Annotated in this window: 24 protein-coding genes and 1 pseudogene; 15 read left to right on the forward strand and 10 right to left on the reverse strand. The window is 62.7% G+C overall.

Annotated elements, in window-relative coordinates:
• Positions 1-88: 88 nt before the first annotated feature.
• A complete protein-coding gene (locus tag EQG66_RS13640; RefSeq protein WP_129405104.1) occupies positions 89-2884 on the forward strand; it encodes a TonB-dependent receptor in 2796 nt (931 codons plus the stop codon).
• Between the two features lie 63 nt (positions 2885-2947).
• On the opposite strand, the gene EQG66_RS13645 is transcribed toward EQG66_RS13640, so the two are convergent.
• The gene (locus EQG66_RS13645; RefSeq protein ID WP_129405105.1) at positions 2948-3628 is read right to left on the reverse strand and encodes a YggS family pyridoxal phosphate-dependent enzyme; all 681 of its coding nucleotides are present in this window, start codon (positions 3626-3628) and stop codon (positions 2948-2950) included.
• Here EQG66_RS13645 and EQG66_RS13650 point away from each other — a divergent pair.
• Complete coding sequence (locus EQG66_RS13650; RefSeq protein WP_245988100.1) at positions 3627-4226, forward strand: thiamine phosphate synthase; 600 nt, start codon at positions 3627-3629, stop codon at positions 4224-4226. The genes EQG66_RS13645 and EQG66_RS13650 overlap by 2 nt on opposite strands.
• A gap of 151 nt (positions 4227-4377) precedes the next feature.
• Here the strand turns inward: EQG66_RS13650 and EQG66_RS13655 are convergent, their stop codons facing one another.
• Entirely contained in the window at positions 4378-5094 is a 717-nt protein-coding gene (locus tag EQG66_RS13655; RefSeq protein ID WP_129405106.1) for a hypothetical protein, read from the reverse strand.
• A gap of 205 nt (positions 5095-5299) precedes the next feature.
• Between EQG66_RS13655 and EQG66_RS13660 the strand changes: the two genes are divergently transcribed.
• The 6 genes from EQG66_RS13660 to EQG66_RS13685 all read left to right on the forward strand — a co-directional run bounded on the left by EQG66_RS13660 (position 5300) and on the right by EQG66_RS13685 (position 12439).
• Positions 5300-5746 carry a DUF3576 domain-containing protein gene (locus EQG66_RS13660; RefSeq protein WP_129405107.1) on the forward strand — a complete coding sequence of 149 codons (447 nt, stop codon included), beginning with the start codon at positions 5300-5302 and terminating at the stop codon, positions 5744-5746.
• A gap of 76 nt (positions 5747-5822) precedes the next feature.
• Positions 5823-8339, forward strand: coding sequence for a leucine--tRNA ligase (leuS, locus tag EQG66_RS13665; RefSeq protein WP_129405108.1), 2517 nt, complete (start codon positions 5823-5825; stop codon positions 8337-8339).
• On the forward strand, positions 8336-8875 hold the full coding sequence (gene lptE / locus EQG66_RS13670) for an LPS assembly lipoprotein LptE (protein ID WP_129405109.1): 540 nt from the start codon (positions 8336-8338) through the stop codon (positions 8873-8875). Before leuS ends, lptE begins: the two co-directional genes overlap by 4 nt.
• The gene (holA, locus tag EQG66_RS13675; RefSeq protein ID WP_129405110.1) at positions 8872-9897 is read left to right on the forward strand and encodes a DNA polymerase III subunit delta; all 1026 of its coding nucleotides are present in this window, start codon (positions 8872-8874) and stop codon (positions 9895-9897) included. The genes lptE and holA overlap by 4 nt, the downstream gene beginning before the upstream one ends.
• 46 nt (positions 9898-9943) lie before the next feature.
• Positions 9944-10336 (forward strand): peptide-methionine (R)-S-oxide reductase MsrB, encoded by a 393-nt coding sequence (msrB, locus tag EQG66_RS13680; RefSeq protein ID WP_129405111.1) that lies wholly within the window; start codon positions 9944-9946, stop codon positions 10334-10336.
• 81 nt (positions 10337-10417) lie between these two features.
• Positions 10418-12439 carry a transglycosylase domain-containing protein gene (locus EQG66_RS13685; RefSeq protein WP_129405112.1) on the forward strand — a complete coding sequence of 674 codons (2022 nt, stop codon included), beginning with the start codon at positions 10418-10420 and terminating at the stop codon, positions 12437-12439.
• Between the two features lie 5 nt (positions 12440-12444).
• On the opposite strand, the gene EQG66_RS13690 is transcribed toward EQG66_RS13685, so the two are convergent.
• Genes EQG66_RS13690 through EQG66_RS13700 form a run of 3 tightly spaced genes read right to left on the reverse strand, consistent with a single transcriptional unit; the run spans position 12445 to position 14235 of the window.
• Positions 12445-13131 carry a M48 family metallopeptidase gene (locus EQG66_RS13690; RefSeq protein ID WP_129405113.1) on the reverse strand — a complete coding sequence of 229 codons (687 nt, stop codon included), beginning with the start codon at positions 13129-13131 and terminating at the stop codon, positions 12445-12447.
• Between the two features lie 16 nt (positions 13132-13147).
• Positions 13148-13591, reverse strand: coding sequence for a YcgN family cysteine cluster protein (locus EQG66_RS13695; protein ID WP_129405114.1), 444 nt, complete (start codon positions 13589-13591; stop codon positions 13148-13150).
• Positions 13592-13596: 5 nt separating this feature from the next.
• On the reverse strand, positions 13597-14235 hold the full coding sequence (locus tag EQG66_RS13700) for an SCO family protein (protein WP_129405128.1): 639 nt from the start codon (positions 14233-14235) through the stop codon (positions 13597-13599).
• 75 nt (positions 14236-14310) lie between these two features.
• On the opposite strand from EQG66_RS13700, the gene EQG66_RS13705 reads away from it, so the two are divergent.
• The gene (locus EQG66_RS13705; RefSeq protein WP_129405115.1) at positions 14311-14937 is read left to right on the forward strand and encodes an ankyrin repeat domain-containing protein; all 627 of its coding nucleotides are present in this window, start codon (positions 14311-14313) and stop codon (positions 14935-14937) included.
• A gap of 34 nt (positions 14938-14971) precedes the next feature.
• Here the strand turns inward: EQG66_RS13705 and EQG66_RS13710 are convergent, their stop codons facing one another.
• A complete protein-coding gene (locus tag EQG66_RS13710) occupies positions 14972-15355 on the reverse strand; it encodes a DUF983 domain-containing protein (protein ID WP_129405116.1) in 384 nt (127 codons plus the stop codon).
• 107 nt (positions 15356-15462) lie between these two features.
• On the opposite strand from EQG66_RS13710, the gene pabB reads away from it, so the two are divergent.
• The 3 genes from pabB to EQG66_RS13725 all read left to right on the forward strand — a co-directional run bounded on the left by pabB (position 15463) and on the right by EQG66_RS13725 (position 18556).
• On the forward strand, positions 15463-16650 hold the full coding sequence (gene pabB / locus EQG66_RS13715; protein ID WP_129405117.1) for an aminodeoxychorismate synthase component I: 1188 nt from the start codon (positions 15463-15465) through the stop codon (positions 16648-16650).
• The gene (locus EQG66_RS13720) at positions 16637-17263 is read left to right on the forward strand and encodes an aminotransferase class IV (RefSeq protein ID WP_129405118.1); all 627 of its coding nucleotides are present in this window, start codon (positions 16637-16639) and stop codon (positions 17261-17263) included. The genes pabB and EQG66_RS13720 overlap by 14 nt, the downstream gene beginning before the upstream one ends.
• Before the next feature lie 90 nt (positions 17264-17353).
• Positions 17354-18556 (forward strand): pyridoxal phosphate-dependent aminotransferase, encoded by a 1203-nt coding sequence (locus EQG66_RS13725; RefSeq protein WP_129405119.1) that lies wholly within the window; start codon positions 17354-17356, stop codon positions 18554-18556.
• On the opposite strand, the gene EQG66_RS13730 is transcribed toward EQG66_RS13725, so the two are convergent.
• The 3 genes from EQG66_RS13730 to thrS form a co-directional block, all read right to left on the reverse strand.
• Positions 18549-19178: an alpha-ketoglutarate-dependent dioxygenase AlkB family protein gene (locus EQG66_RS13730; RefSeq protein WP_220428672.1), complete on the reverse strand. Its 630-nt coding sequence runs from the start codon at positions 19176-19178 to the stop codon at positions 18549-18551. The two genes, EQG66_RS13725 and EQG66_RS13730, sit on opposite strands and share 8 nt — an antisense overlap.
• Positions 19175-19708 carry a translation initiation factor IF-3 gene (gene infC, locus EQG66_RS13735; RefSeq protein WP_129405120.1) on the reverse strand — a complete coding sequence of 178 codons (534 nt, stop codon included), beginning with the start codon at positions 19706-19708 and terminating at the stop codon, positions 19175-19177. The genes EQG66_RS13730 and infC overlap by 4 nt, the downstream gene beginning before the upstream one ends.
• A gap of 133 nt (positions 19709-19841) precedes the next feature.
• Positions 19842-21839 (reverse strand): threonine--tRNA ligase, encoded by a 1998-nt coding sequence (gene thrS / locus EQG66_RS13740; RefSeq protein ID WP_129405121.1) that lies wholly within the window; start codon positions 21837-21839, stop codon positions 19842-19844.
• A gap of 162 nt (positions 21840-22001) precedes the next feature.
• Between thrS and EQG66_RS13745 the strand changes: the two genes are divergently transcribed.
• From EQG66_RS13745 to EQG66_RS13755, 3 genes are read left to right on the forward strand one after another with little or no spacing between them, the layout of a single operon-like run.
• Positions 22002-23081: a YjgN family protein gene (locus EQG66_RS13745; RefSeq protein WP_129405122.1), complete on the forward strand. Its 1080-nt coding sequence runs from the start codon at positions 22002-22004 to the stop codon at positions 23079-23081.
• Between the two features lie 6 nt (positions 23082-23087).
• Positions 23088-24203: a M48 family metallopeptidase gene (locus EQG66_RS13750; protein ID WP_129405123.1), complete on the forward strand. Its 1116-nt coding sequence runs from the start codon at positions 23088-23090 to the stop codon at positions 24201-24203.
• A 30-nt stretch (positions 24204-24233) separates the two neighbouring features.
• Complete coding sequence (locus EQG66_RS13755) at positions 24234-24998, forward strand: alpha/beta hydrolase (RefSeq protein ID WP_129405124.1); 765 nt, start codon at positions 24234-24236, stop codon at positions 24996-24998.
• Positions 24999-25001: 3 nt separating this feature from the next.
• Here EQG66_RS13755 and EQG66_RS15670 read toward each other — a convergent pair.
• A pseudogene (locus tag EQG66_RS15670) lies at positions 25002-25110 on the reverse strand (IS110 family transposase); the annotation flags it as partial.

Consider the following 25110-nt stretch of genomic DNA (forward strand, 5'->3'; position numbering starts at 1 on the left):
TTGTTGCTTTGGTAATAAAATGGATCATACTCATCTCACAACCAAACCGGATGATCCGTTAGAGGTCATGTTTAGGAAAGGGTGCATCATGAAGAAGAGCCTTGAGATTTTCACTCGCGGCGCTGCGGTAGCAACCATCGCCTTCAGCCTTTCAGCCCACGCTCAGGAGGCAGCACCGCCCGCCCCGGCCGAAGAGGCAGCCGCACCGGAGGTGCCGGACGAAAGCGTCATCATTGTCACCGCAACCCGGCGCGCCAGCCCGCTGTCCAATGTGCCGATCGCCGTTTCCGCCGTCACCGCCGCCAGCCTGCAAAACAGCGGCGCGAACGACATACGCCAGCTCAATCAGCTTGCGCCGTCGCTGCTGGTTTCCTCTACCGGCTCCGAAGCCAATGGCTCCGCGCGTATTCGCGGCGTTGGCACGGTGGGCGACAATCCCGGCCTCGAAAGCTCGGTCGCGGTGTTCATCGATGGCGTCTACCGCTCGCGTACCGGCGCGGGCCTGACCGACCTGGGCGAGATCGAGCGTATCGAGGTGCTGCGCGGTCCGCAGGGCACACTTTTCGGCCGCAACGCCTCCGCCGGCCTCATCAACATCGTCTCGAAGGGACCGGAGTTCACCTTCGGCGCCAAGGGAGAGATCACCTACGGCAACTATGATTTCTGGCGCGTGTCGGGCAGCGTCACCGGCCCGGTGAGCGAGAAGATCGCGCTGCGGATGGATGGCGTGTGGAGCCAGCGCGATGGCTTCATGAAGCTTGTCGACGCGGCGGGCAACAAGACAGGCGATGCGAACGACCGCGACCGCTATTTCCTGCGCGGGCAGGCGCTGATCGAGCCGAATGACGCGCTCTCCATCCGCCTCATCGGCGACTATACCAACCGCGACGAAAGCTGCTGCGCGGCGGTGTATATTTCTACGCGGGAAGTGGCGGATCCGACGCCGGGGGTGGCTGGGGACGCGACTGCTAGCCCATTTAATCGTATCGTGCGGGTATTAAACGGTATCAAGCCCGGCTCCGTGCCCACAACGCCCAACCCCTATTCGCGCACAGCTTATACATCACCCAACCGTCCCTATGTGAGCAAACTGAAGGACTGGGGGCTGTCAGGCGAAATCAACTATGATTTCGGTGACGCAAAGCTGACCAGCATTACCGCCTATCGCGACTATAAATCGAACGACTACGGCGATTATGATTATTCCGCGGCGGACATTCTCTATCGCGATCCCAACACCTATCGCCAGTTCAAGACCTTCACACAGGAACTTCGCCTGCAGGGCGAGGCCTTCGAGGGCAAGCTAGACTGGCTTGTCGGCGGCTATCTCGCCAACGAGAAGCTGACGCTGGAAGATAACATAGTCTTTGGCGCCGACTATGGCAGGTTTGCTACGTGCCGGATTCTGACTGGTAATCTGACAGCAACAAGCACGCCACTAAACCTCTCAAACTTTCCTTATGCTGCGTGCGGATCTTCCGCTGGGCTCGCTCCGCTGATTGCTGGGACCGGAGCTCTGGCAGGCGCGTTTACCGCGCTGACGAACATTCCATCTGGAACGGGCGATGTGCACAGCCGCTATTTCCAGAAAAGCAAGAACTGGGCGCTGTTCACCCACAACATCGTGCACATTACGGACACGCTCGATTTCACCGGCGGCTTGCGCTACACGCATGAAAGCAAGGATTTTTCAGCCAGCTTCAACAATAACAACGTCATCTGTCCCAGCTTGCAAACTGCATTGGCGCCCGCTCTTACCAACCCGGCGTCAGCTGCGGCAGCACGCGGCATTCTCACCTTTGCCTGCCTTGGCAACAGCAGCGCCGGCATCCCCGGCGTACCTGGGCTCAACAACCTCGCGCTGCGCGACAAGATCAGCGATGGCGAGTTTTCCGGCACGGCCGTTCTCTCGTTCAAGCCCTCCCGCGAAACCCTGCTCTACGCCAGCTACTCGCGCGGCTATAAGGCGGGCGGCTATAATCTTGACCGGTTTGAGCTGGGCAACACCGGGCTTTCTCCGCTAACGTCATCGCCGTTCCCCTATTTCTCGCCTCGCTCCAATGCCGATGCGCCATCATTGCGCTTCGCTGCGGAGAAAGTGGACTCTTTCGAGGTGGGCATGAAATATGCCGCACGGCAATGGAACGTCAGCATCGCCGCCTTCCGGCAGGAGTTCAAAGACTTTCAGCTCAATACGTTTAACGGCACAGGCTTCGTCGTGCAGAACATCAACGGCTGCTCCACCGCGCTCACAGCGGGGCGCACCTGCGCCAAGAAGGATGTGAAGCCCGGCCTCATCAGCCAGGGCGTGGAGGTTGAACTGAGCGCCTCGCCCATCCGCAATGTGCGCGTGAGTGGCGGCCTCACTTATGCCAAGGCGAAGTTCGCCAAGCGGCTCGTCGGCAGCAGCGATGGACAAACCCCGCTCGATACGGCGCTGTTCCTGCTACCTGGCAACCTTAACAGCAACGCGCCGGAGTTCGTCACCACGGCGAGTTTCGCCTGGACGCCGGACATCGGCTCCAGCGGCCTCTCCGGCCTGTTCTATATCGATGGCCGCATGACCGGAGACTATAATACCGGCTCAGACATCTTCCCGGAAAAGACACAAGACGGCTATGATGTGTGGAACGCGCGCATTGGTATTCGCGGACCGGAGCAGCGCTGGGCGGTAGAGTTCTGGGGCCAGAACATCTTCAACGCCAAATATACGCAGGTGGCGTTCAACTCGCCGTTGCAAGGCAGCGGGTCTATCGCACAGGTGCAGGCCTTCGGCGCGCCAACCAGCCCCACAGCGCCCAATTTCGCGGCGGGGAACCAGCTTTTCTCCGCCTATCTCGCCGAACCCCGCACTTATGGCATTACCATTCGCGGCAAGTTCTGACCCTATTGTGGGCGATGGAAGGAAGGGGCCGCTCCGCAAGGGGCGGCCTTTTTCGTGTAAACTCTATCCCCGCGCGCCGAACAGTGCGGAGCCGACGCGCACATGGGTCGCGCCGAGCATCACCGCCGTCTCATAGTCGCCGGACATACCCATAGAGAGACCCGCCAGCCCCTGCTCCCGCGCAATTTTCGCCAACAGCGCGAAATAGGGCGCGGCCTCTACGTCGGCTGGAGGCACGCACATCAGCCCCGCAACCGGGATCTCCGCTTCGCGCGCGGCATCGAGCAAGCCCGGCACATCGGCAATCGCGCAACCGCCCTTCTGTGCCTCAGCACCGATATTGACCTGAATGAAGCAAGGCACGCGCCTGCCCGCTGCCGCCATCGCCTTGCCCAGCGCCGCAACCAGCGAAGGGCGGTCGAGCGAGTGGATCACATCGAACAGCGCCACCGCTTCCGCCGCCTTGTTGCTCTGGAGCTGGCCGACGAGGTGCAGCGTGACGTCCGGATAGCGCGCGCGCAGATCGGGCCATTTGCCTTGCGCCTCCTGCACCCGGTTCTCGCCGAAATGGCGCTGGCCCTGCCCCAGCAAAGGCAAGATCGCATCCGCATCATGAGTCTTTGAGATAGCGATCAGCGTTACGTCATCGGCGCTGCGCCCGGCAAGCAGGGCGGCGCGCGCAATGCGGCCCTGCACCTCGGCGAGCGGTGTAACGGCGGGCGTTTGGGGGCTGGATTGGTCCATGCGCGCCGCTATAGAGGGCGATATGCCTCGCCGCCAGCCCCCTTTCGGCCCGCGCCATACTCGCGCCCTGCCGGCTTTGTGGCTGTTTACCGATGAGCGCGTGGCGAAGGAGGCGCTGATGCGCGCGATCGCCCGGCTGCCGCGCGGGTCTGGCGTGGTATTCCGGCATTACGGGCTGGAGCGCGAGGCGCGGGCTGCGGTGCGAGAGCAGATCGCAGCCCTTGCCCGGCGGCACGGCCTGATCCTGCTGGAGGCGGGAGAACGGCTGGGCAGGAGGGGGAACGGGGTTCACCACTCCTCTCATTATTCCCGCCGCGTTTGTGCAGCGGGGCAGCGCGATCTTGTCTCCGCCTCTGCCCATAGCATGCGCGAACTGGCCGCCGCCCATCGCGCGGGTGCAGACCTCGTGTTTGTTTCGCCGGTATTCCCCACCCGCTCTCATCCTGGCGGACGGACGCTGGGCCTATGGGGCTTCGCCGCGCTGGCACGACAGGCGCGCTGCCCGGTGATCGCCCTCGGTGGCATGAATACCGCGCATTTCCGCCGCCTCAAGCCACTAGGCGCCCACGGCTGGGCCGCCATCGACGCCCTGATATAGATCGAGGCAGGGATTGCCGGGGTTTCAGGTCAGATGGAGGCGAAAAGCCTGATTTGCGAGCACCGAAGCGCAGCGACCTTGAGGGTCGTGAGCATCGGAGCGCAACAAATCGGGCTTTGCAGGCCCGTATGGCCTGAAACCCCGGCAGTCCCTAGAATTTGAACTTGGTGCCGACAAACACCGCCTGATCATCCTGCTTGCCATCGGTAATCGGTGCGAGGCGGTTGTCATGTCCCTTGTAGCGCACACCCGCCGTGACGTTGATATTGCGGGTCAACGAATAGCTGCTGCCGATGGCCACGCTAAGCTTGCTCTCCCCGGCAAGGGTCTGCGGCGCGGTGCCGACATCCCGCCGCGCATCAAGCTGGACATCCGCCTTCAGGCGTGAAGGCTTGCTTTCCAGAGAAAAGTTCCTGGCAGCGGGCATATCGGCAAAAACCGGATCGAGCGGCTTGTTGCCCATCTTGTCTGGCAGGGCGAACTTGCGCCAACCGCGCGACGCATCGAGGTTGAACGCCAGTGGTGCGATGCCCAGCGGCGCGGTGGATCGCTCATCCGCACGCGCACTGCCCCTGTCCGCCCGCACCAGCACCGTGATCGAGCGACGGCCGCTCAGAGAACCGCTCGTCGGCGTGAAACGAAACTGATTGCCTCCACGCTTGAGCACCGCGCGGGCATAGGCCGAAGACAGCTTGGGATCATGAATGGCGGGAGTGAAGGAAGCGATACTGCCCAGTTCACCGAGCGACACCGGCACCGTGCTGCGCAGACGAAGCAGCTCTCCCGCCGCGCCGAGCGCAGGAACCGCTATCACAAGCGCCGCGCCTGCGATCAGTGTGATGCCGATATATTCCCTGAACCCGGCCATCTCTTCCGACTCTTATGGCTTTACCAGCACTATCCTATGCCAAAGTGCGAAAAAACGCCAGCATTTCGCGGAATATTTTTCGGCTGTTACACATTAGACGCAGCAATTGGGTCTAAGGCTTGCCGAATGATGCCGGGCGGCTATAGAAGCAGCAAACTCGTGCTGCGGCTGCCCCCTGCCCGCCGCCAAGACTGGAAAGTGCGCCATGACATTGCAGTTCCCCACCCGTCTCCTTGCCAGCGTCGCGGTCATTGCCGCGCTTGCCGCCTGTTCGAGCGGCAACAAGCGCCCCAAGGCAGACCTTGCGGCCTCCAAGGTAACGACAATCGGTGTCAACGCCTATCTGTGGCGCGCAAGCCTGGAGACGCTGTCTTTCATGCCGCTGGTCCAGACCGATTCGAATGGCGGCGTGATCGTGACCGACTGGTATGCCAACCCCAATGCGGCGGGAGAGCGCATGAAGGTGACGGTGACGATCCTCGATCAGGATCTGCGCGCCGATGCGCTGCGCGTTGCCGCCAGCCGCCAGGTGAACCAGGCTGGCCAGTGGGTCGATGCGCCGGTGCAGGCCGCCACGGTGCAAAAGCTGGAGGAGATCATCCTCACCAAGGCGCGCGATCTGCGCCGCATGGCGATCGGCGAGAAGGACTGATCTTCCTCCGCTTTACCCTTGTGTTACAATAGGCCGGGGCATCGGCGAATGCGCCCGGCAGGGAGCATGACGAACAATGCAAAGGCGCTTCAACCCGCTTGACGCGGACGCCAAATGGCAGCGCATCTGGGACGAGCGCCAGAGCTTTCGCGCGGATGACGCTTCGGCCAAGCCGCGCTCTTATGTGCTGGAGATGTTCCCCTATCCTTCTGGCCGCATCCATATCGGCCATGTGCGCAACTATACGATGGGCGATGTGCTGGCCCGGTTCCGCCGGATGCGCGGCTATGAGGTGCTGCACCCGATGGGCTGGGACGCGTTCGGCATGCCGGCCGAAAATGCCGCGATGGAAAAGAAGGTCCATCCCGGCGACTGGACACGGTCCAACATCGCCAACATGAAGGCGCAATTGAAGCGCCTCGGCTTCGCGCTCGATTGGAGCCGGGAGCTGGCGACCTGTGAGCCGGACTATTACGGGCAGGAACAGGCGCTGTTCCTCGATCTCTATGAGGCGGGCCTCGTTTATCGCAAGGAAAGCGCGGTCAACTGGGATCCGGTCGACATGACCGTGCTTGCGAACGAGCAGGTGATCGATGGCAAGGGCTGGCGCTCCGGCGCGCCGGTGGAAAAGCGCAAGCTGAGCCAGTGGTTCCTCAAGATCACCCAGTTCGCGGACGATCTGCTCGATGGCTTGAGCAGCCTCGATCAGTGGCCGGACAAGGTGAAGCTGATGCAGGAGAACTGGATCGGCAAATCGGTCGGACTGCAATTCAGCTTCAAGCTGGACCGTGCGGTGGGCGATGCGGACAGGCTGGAGGTGTTCTCCACCCGGCCCGATACCATCTTCGGCGCGAGCTTTGCCGCCATCGCCGCCGATCATCCGATCGCGCTGGAACTGGCGAAGGCCGACGCCAATCTCGCCGCCTTTGCCGACGAATGTCGCAAGACCGGCACCGCCGCCGCCGAGATCGAAACGCAGGAAAAGCTGGGCTATGACACCGGCGTTTCGGTGATCCACCCGTTCAGTGGCGCCACGCTGCCGCTGTTCGTCGCCAATTTCGTGCTGATGGACTATGGCACCGGCGCGGTGATGGCCGTCCCCGCGCACGACCAGCGCGACCTCGATTTCGCGCGCAAATATATGCTCGCCACGCCCCGCGTCGTCTCGGCCGATGGCAAGGATGCGCCGGTCAACGAGGAAGCCTATACCGGGCCGGGCACGCTCATCAATTCAGATTTCTTGAACGGCATGGAGGTTGAGGCCGCCAAGGCCGCCGTCATCGCCCGCGCCGAAACCGAGGGCTGGGGCAAGGGCACGACCGTGTGGCGCCTGCGCGACTGGGGCGTCTCGCGCCAGCGCTATTGGGGCACGCCGATTCCGTTCATCCATTGCGACGAGTGCGGCGTGGTGCCGGTGCCGAAAGATCAGCTCCCCGTCGTGCTGCCCGAAGATGTGAGCTTCGAGATCCCCGGCAACCCGCTGGAGCGGCACCCGACATGGAAGCACGCCCCCTGCCCCACATGCGGCAAGCCCGCCCGGCGCGAGACGGACACGCTCGACACCTTCGTCGACTCAAGCTGGTATTTCATCCGCTTCGCCAGCCAGCCGGATGACAAGCCGTTTGACAAGGCCGTGGCGGAGCAATGGTTGCCCGTCGGCCAGTATATCGGCGGGATCGAGCATGCGATCCTCCACCTGCTCTATGCCCGCTTCTGGACGCGGGCGCTGAACTATTGCGGCAAGATCGACGTGAAAGAGCCGTTCGCCGGCCTGTTCACGCAGGGCATGGTGACGCACGAGACGTATAAATCGCCTGAAGGCAAATGGCTCGCGCCCGAAGAGGTGGAGAAGCGCGGCGACGGTTATGTGATGATGGACGGCGGCGCGTTGGTCACGCTGGGCCGCGTTGAAAAAATGTCCAAGTCGAAGAAGAATGTCGTCGATCCCGATGACATCATCGATCAATATGGCGCGGACGCGGTGCGCTGGTTCATGCTGTCGGACTCTCCGCCGGAGCGCGACCTGCCATGGACAGCGAGCGGCATCGAAGGATCGTGGCGCTTCGTGAATCGTCTTTGGAGATTGTTCGGCGCGGCGGGCGAGACGGGCGCGGGCGAAGCCGATAAGGCGCTGGACCGCAAGCTGCATCAGACCATCGACGGCATAGCGAAAGACATAGAAGCGCTGTCGTTCAACAAGGCGGTGGCGAAGATATACGAACTGGCGAACGCGATCGAGAAAGCCGCGCCTTCCGCCAGCCGCGCCGCCGCGATCCGCGCGCTCGCGCTGCTCGTCGCGCCGATGGTGCCGCATCTGGCCGAGGAAGCATGGGCCGATATGGGTGAGACGGGGCTGATCGCCGATGCCGTGTGGCCAGAGGTCGATTCCGCGCTGCTGGTCGAGGATGAAGTAACCATCGCCTGTCAGGTGATGGGCAAGCTGCGCGATACGATCACGGTGGCGAAGGGGCTGCCCAAGGATCAGTTGGAAGCCCTCGCCCTCGCCGCGCCCAATGTCGCGCGCATCATGGATGGCGCAACCCCGAAGAAAATCATTGTGGTGCCGGATCGTCTGGTCAACATAGTGATATGAAGCGCATCGCCGCCCTCGCCTTGGCTCTCGCCGCCCTGCCCGCGCTATCGTCCTGCGGCCTGCGCCCGCTTTATGGCAGTGGCACTCATGGGCCGGTGGCGCGCGCCATCGGCACGGTGCAGGTCGATGCGATTGAGGGCAAGGCGGGCTGGCTGGTGGGCAATGCTCTCAATGAACGCCTCGCCGCCATCTCCGGCGGAGAGGGGCCGAGCTATCGCCTGCATGTCGAGCTGGATGACCGCATTACCGGCTTTGGCGTGCGCGCTGGCGACATCGTATCGCGCGAGCGCCGTGCGCTGCGTGCGCGCTATCAGCTCTTCGATAGCGCGACGGGCGCGCTGGTGATGGACGCGACCGCCGGGTCTGACGCGGGCCTTGATGTCGCCAGCAGCGAATATGCGACCATCGCGGCGGAAGATACCGCGCTGGAGCGGCTGTCCGAGATTGTAGCGGACCAGATCGTCACGCGCATGGCGCAAAAGCTGGCGAGCGAGCAGAGCGCGGCTCCTGTTTCCGCTCCGCCTCCAGCCCCGTGAAGGCCAATCGCGCCCAGATCGAAAAGGCGCTGGATGCGCCCACAGCCGCAACGCGCGTTTTCCTGCTCTATGGCCCCGATGAGGCGGGCAGCATGGCCTTGCTCAAGCGGCTGGAGCGCGCCATGGGCGAGGGGGCAGAGCGCATAGACCTCGATGGCGCCAGCCTGAAGGCGGACCCCGCGCGGCTGGCAGACGAAGCCGCTTCCTTCTCAATGTTTGGTGACAAGCGCTGGGTGCGGGTGATGGGCGCGGGCGAGGAGAGCGCGCCTGCTCTAGCCGCGCTGTTGGAAGCGCCTCAGGCGGGCAATCCGGTGATACTGGTGGCGGGCGCGATCCGCGCGACATCGAAGCTCGCCAAATTGTGCCTCGATTCGCCCGCCGCGCTCGCCTTCGCCAGCTATGCGCCGGACGAGCGCGAGGCGGCGCAGATCGCGCAAGGCTTGGCGCGTGAGCGCGGCCTGCGCCTCTCTACCGAGCTGGCGCGGCGCATCGCAGACCTCACCGGCAACGACCGGGCGCTGATGGCGGGCGAGGTGGAGAAGATCGCGCTCTATCTCGATGCCGCGCCGGAGCATCCCGCCGAAGCGACGGCGGAAGCGCTCGACGCCCTCTCCGCCGGGGCGAGCGAGAGCGATGTCGGCCCGCTGGTCAACGCCGTGTTGGAAGGCAATGCCGCCGCGCTCCAACACGAGCTGGCACAGCTTCAGGCAAGCGCCACGCCGCTCGCCAGCATCACCCGCCCGCTGCTCAACCGGGCGCTGCTCGTCGCGCAAATAGGATCGGCGTTCGAGCGCACTGGCAACATGGAAAAAGCAATGGAAACGGAAGGCAAGGCTGTCTTCTGGAAAGAAAAAGGCGCGGTGCAGAAGCAGGCGCGCATCTGGAGCGGTGACAAGGCTGGCAGGCTGATCGAGCGCCTGCTGGAGGCCGAGCGCATGACCCGCACCTCGCTCGGTCCCGGCGACACCGCCGTGCGGCAGGAGTTGCTGACGATAACGCGGCAGGCCGCCCGCAGCCGCTGATGCCCACCCCTTGCGCGCGCGCGGCCCCGCCTCCATATTGCCGCGCATGGACAAGATCACCCTCACCGACGAAGAATGGCGCGCGAAACTCTCCGCCGAGCAATATCACATCCTCCGCCAGGCAGGCACCGAGCGCGCCTTCACCGGCGAATATGACCACACGTTCGCCGATGGCACCTATCTCTGCGCCGGGTGCGGCACCGCACTGTTCGGCAGTGGCGAGAAATATAACAGCGGCTGCGGCTGGCCCGCCTTCACCGCGCCGATAGCGGACGAGGCGATCGACAATTACGAGGACACCAGCCACGGCATGCGCCGCGTAGAGGTGCGCTGTTCGCGCTGCGACGGACATCTTGGCCATGTCTTTCCCGATGGGCCAGGCGAGAACGGCTTGCGCTATTGCATCAACAGCGGTGCTTTAGAGTTCAAGCCGGGTTAAGCAAGCGGCCCATATCTCGCTTGCGGCGGATTCAGTGAAAGAGTAAGCCGCATTGAGTAAGATGACGCGAGACGGATGGGCATGGCGAAGGCACAGCGTGTGAAGATATGGCTGGTCCGCCTCCTGAAAATTGGCGTAATTTCAGCAGTTGCCGGCCTTATCGCGCTGGTGGCGGCGGTGCTGGTGGCGATGCAGTCTCTCCCCAGTTTCGAGAGCCTCAAATCCTCGCCCAATGGCCAGATGATCCGCGTCCATGCAGCCGACGGCACCGTCATCGTCTCGCTCGGCCCCAGCTTTGGCCGCTGGCTCAGCATCGATCAGATCCCGCATGTCATGAAAGACGCGATGGTCAGCGTCGAGGACAAGCGTTTCTATTATCACCCCGGCGTCGATCCCATCGGCATGGCGCGGGCGGGCTGGTTCGCGGTCCAGCATCGCGGCACCGGGCGGCGGCTTCAGGGCGCATCGACGATCACACAGCAGCTCACGCGCAACATCTTCCTCAACAACAGCTATTCCTTTGGCCGCAAGGCGCGGGAGATGATTCTCGCGCTCGCGATGGAGCGCAAATTCTCCAAGGACCAGATTCTTGAGATGTATCTCAACAAGGTCTATTTCGGCGGCGGGGCTTATGGTGTGGATGCTGCGAGCCGCAAGTTCTTCGGCCATCCGGGCACATCCTTGAGCCTGCCCGAAGCCGCGATCATCGCCGGTCTGGTCAAGGCACCGTCCAACTATAGCCCCACGGCAGACGCCAAGGCGGCGATTGGTCGCGCCTCGGTCGTGCTCGATGTGATGCGCAAGAACGGCGTCATCTCTCAGCGCGAGCTGGAGGCGGCAAAGCTCGATCATGTCTCGCTCGCGCCCGAAGCCCCGCAAAACAGCGTGCGCTATTTCACCGACTGGGCGCTGCCCCAGCTCGATATGCTGATCGACGAGCCGATCGAGCCGCTGGAGGTTTATACCACGATAGACCTCAACATGCAGCGCGCGGCCACCCAGTCCCTCACCCGCAACGCGCCCAAAAACGCGCAGGCGGCGCTTGTCGCGCTGGACCGGGATGGCGCCGTGCGTGCCATGGTCGGCGGGCTGGATTATGTCAGCTCCAACTATAACCGCGCGACGACCGCCGTGCGCCAGCCCGGCTCCGCCTTCAAGCTGTTCGTCTATCTCGCTGCGCTGGAGGGCGGATACAGCCCGGATACCCATGTGGTGGACGAGCCGGTCGAGATCGACGGCTGGACCCCGCGCAACAGCAACGGCAAGAACGCGGGCGAGATCGACGTGCGCACCGCCTTTGCCTATTCGATCAACACGGTCGCCGCCAAGCTGGGGCAAGAGGTGGGCTTCGGCACCATCGCGGACATGGCGCGGCGGTTTGGCATCAGCACCGAGGTCAACACCCATCCCTCGATGGTGCTCGGCTCGTCAGACGCGCGGCTTATCGACATGACCCGCGCCTTCGCCTCGGTCGCGCGCAAGGGCATTGCGGTAGCGCCCTATGGCATCACGAAGGTGACGACGGCGGACGGGCGCCTGCTCTACACCCACAAGGACGACACCAGCCGCGTGCTTGTCGCGCCTTGGGTGGCGGCGGGGATCACGGACCTGCTGCAAACCGCGGTCAACATCGGCACCGGCCGCGCAGCGCAGATCGGCCGCCCCGTGGCGGGCAAGACCGGAACGACGACAAGCAACAAGGACGGCTGGTTCCTCGGCTTTTCCAGCGGGATCACCACTGGCGTATGGATGGGCAACGACAAGGCGAAGGCCATCCCTGGCCTTCAGGGCGGCGCGGCCCCGGCCCGCGCCTTCGCACAGTTCATGCGCGCGGCGGTGGCGAAGCGCCCGGTCGAGCAGTTCGAGACCGAGGTGACATTACCGGAATGGCAGCTGGAGCCGGACAACGAGGCGTATTACGGCAATGCGGACGACGTGAGCTATGCTGACGAGGACGGCAATCCGCTGCCCAACGGCCCGCAAGACCGCTATCCGAATGACCCGGATGGCAACCTCGATCCTGTCGACGAACCGCGGCAAGGCAAGCTCGATCAGCGCTGGATCGACGATGTGCTGGGCAGGCCACGCCAGCCGAAGCCGTAAACGAGTTATCCGATAAACCGGTGCAGCGCCCGGCCATGCTCGCGAAGCCATTGCCGCGCGGGCGCGGGGTCTTCGCCCAGAAGGTCGCGATGCGCGGCGTGGAAGGCGGGGCTGTGATCCATGTGCAGCCGATGCGCCACCTCATGCGCCACCGTGGCACGGCGCACATCGGGCGGAGCGAGGATCAGCCGCCAGCTATAGCGGATCGCGCCTGATGACGCGCAGCTGCCCCAGCGCCCGCGCGGATCGCCGACCGAGACGGACGCCACCGTCAGTCCCGCCCCCTCTGCCATGTCATAGGTTTCAGCGCGCAGCCGCTCCAGCGCACAGACCTTGAGCCAGCGGACGACGCGCGGGCCAACCGTGTCCTCCGGCCCACCGAGTATGATGCACCCCTCCTCCAGCCTTGGCGCGCGCGGGCGTGCGCTGTTCCAGATGATCTCCCGCTCCAGCCCCTCCACCGGCACGGTCACGCCCGCAGCCAGCTGCACGGGCTGCGGCGAGGTGTCTATCTGAGCCGCTATCCACCCTTTCTGGGTCGCCGCCCAGTCAAGCGCCGCGCGCAGCCGCCCACGCGCGGGCATGGTGAGGCGCAGCTCCTCCCGCGCCGCATCATAGCGCAGCCTGTATCCCTTGGCCTGCACATGGCGCCGCACGATGATGGGCATTGCCCGCCCCGCGACATCAAGCATAGGCGGAGTAGCCCCTTCAGATCGGGCGCGAAACGAGATGATCCTCAATGTCCTGCCCTTCCGCCTCGGCCACGGTCCAGCCGCGCACCGATTCGCCCACCGTATGCACCGCCTCCCTGTCTCCACAGAGAAGATAGTGCCATGGAGGCAGTGCCGTCCCCTCGTGCCGCAGCCTGTATGCGCAGGTGCGCGGCAGCCAGACGATCTCCCCAACGGTCTCTGGCGTCAGCGTCACGCAATCGGGCACATGCGCGTGCCGGTGCGCATAGTCTGTACAGCGCCCACAGTCGCCATCCAGCATCTTGCAACGAATATCGCTGAAATAGACCCGCCCGGTGTCCTCATCCTCCGCCTTGTGCAGGCAGCATTTGCCGCACCCGTCACACAGCGCCTCCCACTCCGCACTGGAGAGCGCATCAAGCGGCAACTCCCAGAAGCGGGGGCGCAGGGCTGCGCTCATCTGCGCTATTTCACCCAGCGATCGAGCCCGTCGGCTATCTGCTGCGGCGTGCCTTCCGCCTGCGATGTGGTGGTGTCGTCCACCGGCAACATGACGAGCGGCGCGCCATCGGGGCTAAACAGCGCGGGTGTGCGCGTGTGGCTGATAAGATAGCCGGAGGTGCCTTTTTGTTCGACCTTGCTGTAGACCGTGACGTACTGCTTCGCGACAGCGGCAATCTGGTCGGGCGTGCCCGTGAGGCCGATGAGACGCGGATGGAAGGCCGCCACATAGGTCTTCATCGTTTCAGGCGTGTCCCGTTCCGGGTCCACCGAAATGAAGATCGGCTGCACCTTCGCCGCGCGCTCCGGCGCCTTTTGTTCGAACAGCTTTAAGCCCTGGGCTATGCGCTGCAAATCCACCGGGCAGACATCGGGGCAATAAATATAGCCGAAATAGACGATGCGGTACTGCCCTTTGAAATCGGTCCAGCTGCGCGGCTTGCCATCCTGATCGGTGAGGGTGAACGGCCCACCGATGCTGGCGCCGCGCAGGTCCGTCTCGGCGGGCGCGGCGGTCATCGTATTAGAGCCTCCGTCCGGCGGATTACACCCGGCCAGTAAAAGTGCGCTACCAATCCCTGCGAGTAAAATCGGTTTGTTCATCATGCAGCCAGCCTTGCAATGTCACGGTGCAATTGGCAATTGCCAATCGTGCATCAAAAGCGGCATAACTGATCCATGGCCACCAAGCTCGCTCCCTTCGCCCTGCGCAATATATTTCTTGCTGTGCTCGTATCGTTGCTGATCTGGCCCGCGCTGGCGCAGGCGCAGTTTTCGGACAGCTATAATTTCCTCAAGGCCGTGCGCGATCAGGACGGCGGCAAGGTGATGGAATATCTCGGCAAGCCCGGCTCCACCATCATCAACACGCGCGATGTGAGCACCAACCAGACGGCGCTGCATATCGTTACTGCCCGCAGGGATCTAGGCTGGATCGAGTTTCTGCTGGCGAAGGGCGCGAACCCCAATCTTACCGATGGCGGCGGAGCAACGCCGCTGATGATTGCGGCACAGCTTCGTTTCGCGGAAGGCGCGCAGGCACTGCTGGACAAGGGCGCGCAAGTAGACAAGGCAAACAGCAGCGGCGAGACCCCGCTGATCCGTGCGGTTCACCTTAACGACGTAGCGCTGGTGCGCCTGCTCGTATCCAAGGGCGCGAACCCGGACAAGAAAGACCTGATGGCGGGCTTGTCAGCCCGCGAATATGCGGTGCGCGATGGCCGCAGCCCCGCGATCCTCGACATTTTCAAGAGCGCGCAGCCCAGGAAGTCCCCCTCTGGCGCGGTACAGGGACCGAGCTTTTAGGGTCAGCCTCTAATATGATTATGGGGTTCGCCGTTCAGCCACGCGCAAATCCGTGCATGCGTCGCGCCCACTGATAGGCGATGACGCCGCCCTTCACCGGCTGAATCATGGCCAGCGCCAGCACGGCGGTAAGTGTGGGCCAGATTGCCGCCTGCCAACCCAGCGGGATCGCGAACAGATAGTTCACTTCAATCATCGTCGGCACCAGGATATGGCCGAGCAGGATGATGACGATATAGGCAGGAAAATCATCGGCCTGATGACCCTCCAGTGCCTCTGCGCAGCGAGGGCAAGCCGCTACGGGCTTTAGGAAGCGCGCGAACAACCGGCCTTCACCGCATGCGGGGCACCGACCGGCAAGCCCATGCCTGAGGGCAGGCCACAAGGGGCGGGCAGGCTTTGGCTCGTCAGAAGACATGCCCCCGCGATAGGCTGGTGCGTGCGGCTAGGCAAGGCCTGGCGGGGGCCAGAGAGCAGGGCAAATAATGCTGGAATGGCAGGGAGTGGCCTGCGATAGGGCAATATATGGGTTCGCGCCTTCCTTCCACGCCGTTCGTACTGCTCGATGACGCCCGCCCCGGCAGCGCCACTCGTCCGGCGCGGCTCTATACCGATCCGGCGGCCATCGTGCGCGCGGAGCGGATAGCAGATGTCGCCCCGGCGCTGGAGCGTCTGCGCGCGGCGCAAGGGGAGGGTCTGCATGCGGCAGGTTTTATGGGCTATGAAGCGGGCTATGCGCTCGAACCGCGCCTTGCCGGGCTGAGTACGCGCCGGAGAAAAGATGACCCGCCGCTCTTGTGGTTCGGATTGTTCTCACGGGTCGAAGACATCGCGCCAGAGCATGTTCCAGCGCTCTTTTCTGCACAAGCGGCCAGCACGCCGGCAACAGCGGCGCCGCTGCTGGCGTACGCAGATTATGCTACCGCCTTCGCCGCAATCCGGGACAGCATCATCGCGGGCGACATCTATCAGGCGAACCTCACCTTTCCCTGCCGAGTGGATGTGGGAGACGACCCGGCAGCTCTCTATAGCGCGATCCGCCCCCAGGCGGCAGCGGGGCATGGCGCACTCCTGTTCACCGGAGATCACTGGCTCTTAAGCTTCTCACCGGAGCGGTTTTTTGCGCTGGAGGGGGAGCATCTCGTCACCCGCCCGATGAAGGGCACCGCGCTGCGTAACGTCGACCCCACAAGAGACGCCGCCAATGCCGCTGCGCTGCAGGCAGACCCCAAGCAACGCGCTGAGAACCTGATGATTGTCGACCTGCTGCGCAACGACCTTTCCCGCATCGCTGCTCCGGGCAGCGTTGCCGTGCCTGAATTGTTCACTATCGAGAGCTATCCCACAGTGCACCAGATGACCTCCGCCGTTACAGCGCAGATTCGCGGCGGGCTGGGTGCGGTGGACGCGCTTATCGCCCTTTTCCCGTGCGGCTCGATCACCGGCGCGCCCAAGATCAGGGCGATGGAGATTATCCACGCGACCGAAACTTGCGCACGCGGCCCCTATACCGGGACGATCGGCGTGATTGATCAGGCCGGAAATGCCTCCTTCAATGTTGCCATCCGTACGATTTGCGTCAAAAAGGGAGCAAAGCAGGGGGTGATCGGGCTTGGGTCGGGCCTGGTTGCAGACTCCGAAGCGGAAAGTGAGTGGCAAGAATGTCTGGACAAGTCGCGGTTCCTCACCGGGGGCGTGAATGACAGAGGCTGAATCCGTCCCGTTTGACCTGGTGGAGACCATCGCTTTCGACCCCGCCGAGGGCATGCCGCTGCTGGAGCATCATCTTGCCCGAATCAAGCGCAGCGCCGATGAACTGGGTTTCGCCTTTGACAGGCATGGTGCGCGCAACGAGCTTCAGGCAGCAACCTTCCGCCTACGCGAACGGAGCCGGGTCCGCCTGCTCGCCTCACGCGGCGGCGCGCTTTCGACAGAGGTGCGCAGGCATCTCACCTGGCCCCAGCCAATCATGCAAGTGGCGCTGGTAAAGCGCCCCGTCCCCGCCGGTGACTGGAGGTTGAGACATAAGACGACCGAGCGTGGTCCCTATCGTGACGCGCTGGCCATCGGTGGCACCTATGAAGTGGTGCTGACTGATGATGAGGGCTATCTGACAGAGGGCAGCTTCACCAATATTTTTGTTGAGCGTGGCGACCGACTGGTGACGCCGCCGCTTGCGCGAGGATTGTTGCCCGGCGTGTTGCGCGCCAGCCTGATCGCGCTGGGAGAGGCGGTAGAGGGTGATTTACGGCCCTATGATCTGGAGCGAGGCTTCTTTATCGGCAATGCCGCACGGGGGATGGTCTCCGCCCAACTCCTGCGCTGACACTTTCGCAGACGCAGCATGGTTGCTCCCGCCGCCAACCGGCGCTAAAGGGCGCAGCATCATTAGCACTTCCATAGAGAAAGCCCCATAATGACCCGGACCTCCGCCGCACTCGGCCGTATCCAACCCTCCGCGACGCTCGTGATGAGTGCGCGGGTCAACAAGCTGAAAAGCGAGGGTGTCGACGTTATAGGTCTCTCTCAGGGCGAGCCGGATTTCGACACGCCCGATTTCGTCAAGGATGCGGCGATTGCCGCGATCCGTGGTGGGCAGACGAAATATACCGATGTCGACGGCACGGCTGAAGCCAAGGATGCGGTTGCTCACAAGTTCAAGCGAGACAATGGCCTCGTCTATGCCCGGAACCAGATCAGCGTGAACGCTGGCGGCAAGCACACGCTGTTCAACGCGCTGGTGGCCACTGTTGACGCGGGTGACGAGGTTATCATCCCTGCGCCCTATTGGGTGAGCTATCCAGACATCGTGAACTTCGCGGGCGGCACCCCGGTGTTCATAGAAGGCCCGGCGAGCCAGGGCTACAAGATCACCCCGGCCCAGCTTGAGGCGGCGATCACCCCGCGCACAAAATGGGTGCTGCTGAACTCTCCATCCAACCCGTCGGGCGCGGCCTATAGCGCTGAGGAACTGAGAGAACTGGGCGCGGTGCTGCTCCGCCACCCGCATGTGCTGGTGATGACAGATGATATGTATGAGCATGTCTGGTACGCGCAGACCCCTTTCGCCACGATCGCGCAGGTATGCCCTGATCTGTATGAGCGCACGCTCACCGTCAACGGCTGCTCCAAGGCGTTTGCGATGACCGGCTGGCGCATCGGCTTTGCGGGCGGACCGGAGTGGATCATCAAGGCGATGAGCAAGCTTCAGTCTCAGTCCACCTCCAACCCTTGCTCGATCAGCCAGGCAGCGGCGGTTGCGGCGCTGACCGGCGATCAGGATTTTCTTGAAGAGCGCAATGCGGCCTTCAAGAAGCGGCGCGACATTGTGGTAGCGATGTTGAACGACGCACCTGGCCTGGATTGCCCGGTGCCGGAGGGCGCGTTTTATGTATATCCCGATGCCAGCGGCCTCATGGGCAAGACCACGCCCAAGGGGCAGAAGATTACCACCGACGAAGAGCTGATCGGCTATTTCCTGGACGAGGCGCGGGTCGCGGCAGTGCATGGCGGAGCCTTCGGCCTCTCGCCCGCCTTCCGCATCAGCTATGCAACGTCGGAAGAGGTATTGAAAAAGGCCTGCACCCGCATCCAGGAAGCTTGCTCCGCCCTCAAGTAAGGGACGGGAAGCGGATCAGCCGAAAGGTCAGGTTGATCCGCGGCCCTAAAGCCTTGCGCGACTTCGGGATGGCGTGTTTCCAGTCGCACTGGCTGTTGCCGCGCATGACAAGCAGGTCACCATCGGCTAGAACGAGTTTCTGCGTTGGCAGCGCTCGGTCCCGCCGATGCCGCAGGTGCATTGCGCGCGCCGCACCGAGGCTCAAGGAGGCGATCACCGGCTGCGCGCCCAGTTCCGGCTCATCATCGGCATGAAAACCCATGCTGTCCTGCCCGTCGCGATAGTGGTTGAGCAGTACGCAGTTGAAGCGCGCGCCGGCCAGCGCCTCCACATGCGCGCGTATGCCGCTCACCAGCGGATGCCATGGCTGGGGCTTGTGCAGAATCCCAGAATACCGATAAGCACATTCAGGATCACCCATCCAGCATAACAGGCGCGGCTGCATGTGACATTTGCCGTAGAGGATAATGCTTTCCTGCCGCCAGGGAATCTCAGCCGCAAGGCGCACAAACAGCTCGCGTAGCAGCGCGCCCGATTTTGGGTATCGGAGCATCAGGAAATCATCGGGAGGAAGATGGGGGGCGGTGTCCGGCAAGGCAAAGCCGCCCCAAAGTTCGCTCACTTAGGTGATAGCACCATCAGCATCTGTCGGCCTTCCATGCGCGGATAAGCCTCTACCTTGGCGGTTTCGGCCGTTTCTTCCGCCACACGCTGAAGAAGCGCCATGCCAAGTTGCTGGTGAGACAGCTCACGCCCGCGAAAACGCAGCGTCACCTTCACCTTGTCACCCTCGCCGAGAAACTTCACGACCGACCGCATTTTGGTGTCATAATCATGATCATCGATGTTCGGGCGCATCTTGATCTCTTTGATCTCCTGCGTCCGCTGGGTCTTGCGCGCGAGATTCGCCTTCTTCTGCGCCTCGTACTTGAACTTGCCGATATCGAGAAACTTGCAGACCGGCGGGTCTGCCGTGGGGGACACCTCAACCAGATCCAGGCCCACTTCTGCGGCCTGCTCAATCGCTTCGCGGGTGTAGAGAATACCCAGATTTTCGCCGTTTTCGTCTATCACGCGTACCTTGGGGACGGTGATGAACTCGTTATAGCGGGGGCCAGATTTGGGTGGGGGCGGCGCCAGCGGGCGGCGCATCGTCGGGGGTGGTATAGCAGTGTCTCCTGTGGTTACGAAAGCCAGCTTTTAGCGCCTTTCCGCGCATACGGAAAGGGGGCATGCACTTTGGCACACCGGAAAAGCGCGGCTGTTGCTGCCGCGCATCATCGCCTTAGCGCATATCGGGTGCCAATGCCTCGTTAGCAAGGGCTGTGACCGCCTCATCCAGCGTCATGATCTGCTGCGGCTGATCAGCGCCGAGCACGCGCAGCGCAACCTTGCCTTCCTCGGCCTCACGCTTGCCTACCACCAGCAGATTGGGCACCTTGGCGAGGCTGTGTTCGCGCACCTTGTAGTTGATCTTCTCGTTGCGCAGATCGATCTCGGTGCGGATGCCTGCCGCTTTCAGGCACTCTACCACGTGCTGCGCATAGTCGTCCGCGTCAGACACGATGGTCGCGACCACAGCCTGCACCGGCGCGAGCCACAGCGGCAGCTTGCCCGCATAATGCTCGATCAATATGCCGATAAACCGCTCATAACTGCCGAAAATCGCGCGGTGGAGCATCACCGGGCGATGCTTGTCGCCATCCTCGCCCACATAAGCGGCGTCGAGCCGGTCGGGTAGCACCCGGTCCGACTGGATGGTGCCGACCTGCCAGGTGCGGCCAATCGCGTCGGTCAGGTGCCATTCGAGCTTGGGCGCATAAAAAGCGCCTTCCCCGGGCAGCTCTTCCCAGCCATGCTCGGCACTGGCGAGGCCAGCGGAGCGCACTGCCTCGCGCAGCTCGCTTTCGGCCTTATCCCACATTTCTTCGGTGCCGAAGCGCTGCTCTGGCCGCAGCGCCAGCTTGATCGAATAGCTGAAACCGAAATCCTGATAGATCCGATCCGCCAGCGCACAGAAGGCGCGCACTTCCTCGACAATCTGGTCCTCGCGGCAAAAGATATGCGCATCGTCCTGCGTGAACTGACGCACGCGCATCAGGCCATGGAGCGCGCCATGCGGCTCATTGCGGTGGCAACAGCCGTTTTCGTAGAGCCGCAGCGGCAGATCGCGATAGCTCTTGATGCCCTGCCGGAAGATCAGCACATGCGCGGGGCAGTTCATCGGCTTCAGCGCCATCCAGTCGGCATCGCCGGAGATGATCGGCCCTTCGTCCTCGGTGTTCGGAACCTCGTCAGGGATGACGAACATATTCTCGCGATATTTGCCCCAGTGGCCCGACTGCTCCCACTGGCGCGCGTCCATCACCTGCGGGGTTTTGACTTCCTTGTAGCCCGCGCCATCAATCGCGCGGCGCATATAGGCTTCCAGCTCGCGATAGATCACGAAGCCCTTCGGATGCCAGAACACGCTGCCATGCGCCTCGGACTGGAGGTGAAACAGGTTCATATCCTGCCCCAGCCGGCGGTGGTCGCGCTTCGCGGCCTCCTCAAGGCGCGTCAGATGCGCATCGAGCTGCTTTTTGTTGAGCCAGCCGGTGCCATATATACGCGAGAGCTGGGCATTCTTCTGGTCGCCGCGCCAATATGCGCCCGATACGCGCATCAGCTTGAAGGCGGCGGGATCGAGCTTGCCGGTGGAGGCGAGATGCGGGCCACGGCACATGTCGGACCAATTGTCGCCAGACCAGTAGATGCTCAGTTCCTCATCCTGCGGCAATTCCTCCGCCCATTCGGCTTTGAACATCTCGCCCGCCGCGCGCCATTTGGCGATGAGATCGTCGCGCGCCACAACCTCGCGGCGCAGAGGCTTGTCCGCCGCGATGATCTCGCGCATTTTCGCTTCTATGACCGGTAGATCATCCTCTGTGAACGGGCCGTGCGCACCCGGCGCGAAGTCATAGTAAAAGCCATCGTCGGTCGAAGGGCCGAAGGTGATCTGCGTATCGGGCCACAGTGCCTGCACGGCTTCCGCCAGCACGTGCGCATAGTCGTGCCGCGCCAGCTCCAGTGCATCGGCCTCATCCCGCGCGGTGACGAGCGCAAGGCTTGCGTCGCGCTCCAGCGGCAGGGTGATGTCCACCAGCGCGCCGTCCACGCGCGCCGCCAGCGCCGCCTTGGCAAGGCCGGGGCCGATGGCCGCGGCAATATCCGCCGGGGTTGTGCCCGGCGCTACTTCGCGGGAGGAACCATCGGGCAGGGTGATCGTGATGAGCGCGGTCATGATGTATCGCTTGCAAATGCGGGGTTGGTCCATCGCGGTCCTTAAGCGGACACGGGCTAGTGTCAATATAAAGCAGCCCCTCGCCGGCCCGCGACCCGTTATTGCTTGACTAAGGGGGCAAGGCGCAGTTCACTCCGCCCACACATATACCGGGGGGTAAGGATGGACGAGCACAGCGGCAGCGCCTTCGCGTTTGAAGGCAGCTGGAAGGAATATGCGCCGATAGCATTCAGCAACCTGTTGCTGACGATCGTGACTTTGGGCTTTTATCGGTTTTGGGCGACCACCCGCACACGGCGCTATTTATGGTCCCGCACCCGTTTCATTGACGATAGTCTGGAATGGACCGGCACGGGGCTAGAGCTGTTCAAGGGTTTCCTGATGGTGCTGGCGCTGATCGGCTTGCCGTTTCTATTCCTCCAGTTCGGCGTGCAGGCGCTGGTGATCCGTGGCATGGGCGGGGTAGCAGGTGCGCTAGCAGTTAGCGCTGTGTTCCTGATCTTCTATCTCGGCGGCGTCGCCAGATTCCGGGCGCTGCGCTATCGTCTCAGCCGCACATACTGGCATGGCATCCGCGGCGGCGCGGATGATGGCGGCTGGAAATATGGCTGGTCGTATATCTGGAAGACTATATGCGGGATGGTGCCCCTCTATCTGATGGTCCCATGGTCGATGATCTCGCTGTGGAACGAACGCTGGAACAAGATGTCTTTTGGGCCTCACGGTTTTATAGCTGAAGCAAAAGTACGTCCTGTATTCATGCGATTTCTCTTGTTTTACCTTGCCCCTTTCCTTCTCGCTCTGGGTGTCTTCGCGGTGCTCGCGACGCGGGGCACGTGGGTTGGTTCGACATTTCTGCATACGAATTATCCGCCAGCCATTGCCTTCATTGCGATGTTGGTGATCATTCTGGGCGTCTACGCCTTGCTTGGTCTGATAGCGCTTGCTTATTACGCCGCGTTCCTGCGGGAAGGGATAGGGGCGCTCAGGCTGGAAAATATTGACTTTCGCTTTGAGGCGACGACCGACGACTGGCTGAAGCTGTTTTTCGGAGATATATTGCTTGTAGTCGCAACACTGGGTGTTGGTTGGCTTTTCCTCCAATATCGCCACTGGAAGTTCTTCATCACCCACCTCGAAGCCTATGGCGAGATAGACCTTGATGCCCTTACGCAATCGAGCACACGCGAATCCAGGCATGGCGAGGGCTTGCTCGATGCAATGGATGTCGGCGCGTTCTGAGCTGTCATGATCGAGACCGCAGTCTGGCATTATGATGGCCGCAACGCCAATCGCTGGCACCCGCGCCTTGTCGGCGATGCGGCATCCTTTCGCCTGATCGGCGAGGGGTGGGAGAGCGGGCCGTGGGCATGGGTCGATCTCCGTGCGCTCGATATTGCCGGGCGGGATGCCGTGTTCGGCCATGCCACCGAGCCGGGGTGGCGCATCGGCTTTGCCGATGGCGTGATCCCGGCGGACATCGTGCCGCTGTTGCCGCAGCGTGCTCGCTATGGTGGATTTATCGACCGCATTGGGCTGGGCAAGGCCAGCATGGCGTTTGCTGCGGTTGCGGCTGCGGCGCTGTTTGTCGGACTGAAGGCGCCAGGGTGGATCGCTCCGCTTGTGCCGCAGAGCTGGGAAGACGGTTTGGGCGATGCAATGGTCGGTGATTTCGGGGGGCGGATCTGCCGCACACCGGAAGGGGACGCTGCGCTCAACGCGCTCATCGCCAAGGTCGATCCTGAAGGGCAGGCCCGCACAATCGAAATCGCGAATATTCCTATGGTCAACGCGATTGCTCTTCCCGGCCACCGGATCATCCTTTTCGATGGCCTGATTGCGGAGGCCAAATCGCCCGATGAAGTGGCCGGGGTGCTGGGGCATGAGATGGGCCATGTCGAACATCGCGATACGATGGCCGCCTTGTTGCGGCAGCTGGGTCTTTCGGTGCTGCTTGGCGGGATGAACGGAACGGCGGGCTCCAACCTCAACGCGCTACTCAGTCTGAGCTATGGGCGGGAGGCGGAACATTCTGCTGACCTGAGTGCTATTGAAAGAATGAAGGCGGCAAACATCTCGCCACTGCCCACCGCTGATTTCTTTCAACGCCTCGATCCTCTGGATGACGACAGGCGCGACGATAAAAAAGCGGGCAAAGACGGGTCGGTGGAATCTGAAGCCGTAGAAGCCGCAAACTGGTTTGGCAGTCATCCGACATCGCGCAGCCGGGCGGAGTTGTTCACCAAAGCGCACGTCAAGGGGCGCGCCTATACGCCTGCTCTTGACTCAGTCCAGTGGCAGGCGCTGAAGACAATGTGCAAGCGTGACCGAAATGTGAAACCTGCGATGGGAATGGGCTTGTAAGGTCGGGGTGGCTCCCGTCATAGATATGATATGACAGAATCCCAGATTGCTGCCCCATCGTTTTTCACCCGCGCCGACGGGATCAGGCTCGCCTATCGCTATGCACAGGGCGAAGGGCCGCTGCTGGTATTTCTGCCTGGCTACCGCTCCGACATGGAAGGCGGCAAGGCGCAGGCGGTGTTCGCTCATGCGCGCGCGGGCGGGCGGGCGTGCCTGCTACTCGATTATTCGGGCTGCGGATCGAGCGGAGGCCGATTCGAGGACGGTACGCTGGATATATGGCGCGACGACGCGCTGGCGCTGATCCGCCATGTCTGGCCGGAAGGTGATATCATCCCTATCGGTTCCTCGATGGGCGGGTGGCTGGCGCTGTTGTTGGCCTTGCAAATGCCAGAGCGTGCGGCAGGCCTGATCGGCATCGCCGCCGCGCCGGATTTTACCGATTGGGGCTTTACGGAGACGCAGAAAGCCGCGCTGCGCCGCCATGGCCGCATCATAGAGCCATCGGAATATGAGGGTGGCGGCATGGTGACAACGCTGGCCTTCTGGGAATCGGGCGAGGCGAACCGGCTTTTGCGAAGTGAGATCGCGCTCGATTGCCCGGTGCGCTTGCTGCATGGGCAGGCAGACGATGTTGTGCCATGGGAGATCGCGGTAAAAGTGGCGGCGCGTCTGCGCTCTGGGGATGTTCAGCTGTTGCTGGTGAAAGAGGGTGACCACCGCCTTTCGCGCGAGGCCGACATCATGCTGCTGCTCGGATTGGTCGATGGCGTTCTGGCTTTAGAGTATCCGTGATGGTCAAGCGCATGCTGTGGTCCAGAGACGATCTGCCCTGAGTAGCGCATTTGCGGTGACGATGAGCTTTCGCATGATGGCTGTGATGGCGATTTTGGCGGGTTTTCCGGCA

Origin of the sequence: Sphingobium fluviale, from assembly GCF_004122115.1 — a bacterium.
Classification (GTDB): Bacteria; Pseudomonadota; Alphaproteobacteria; order Sphingomonadales; family Sphingomonadaceae; genus Sphingobium; species Sphingobium fluviale.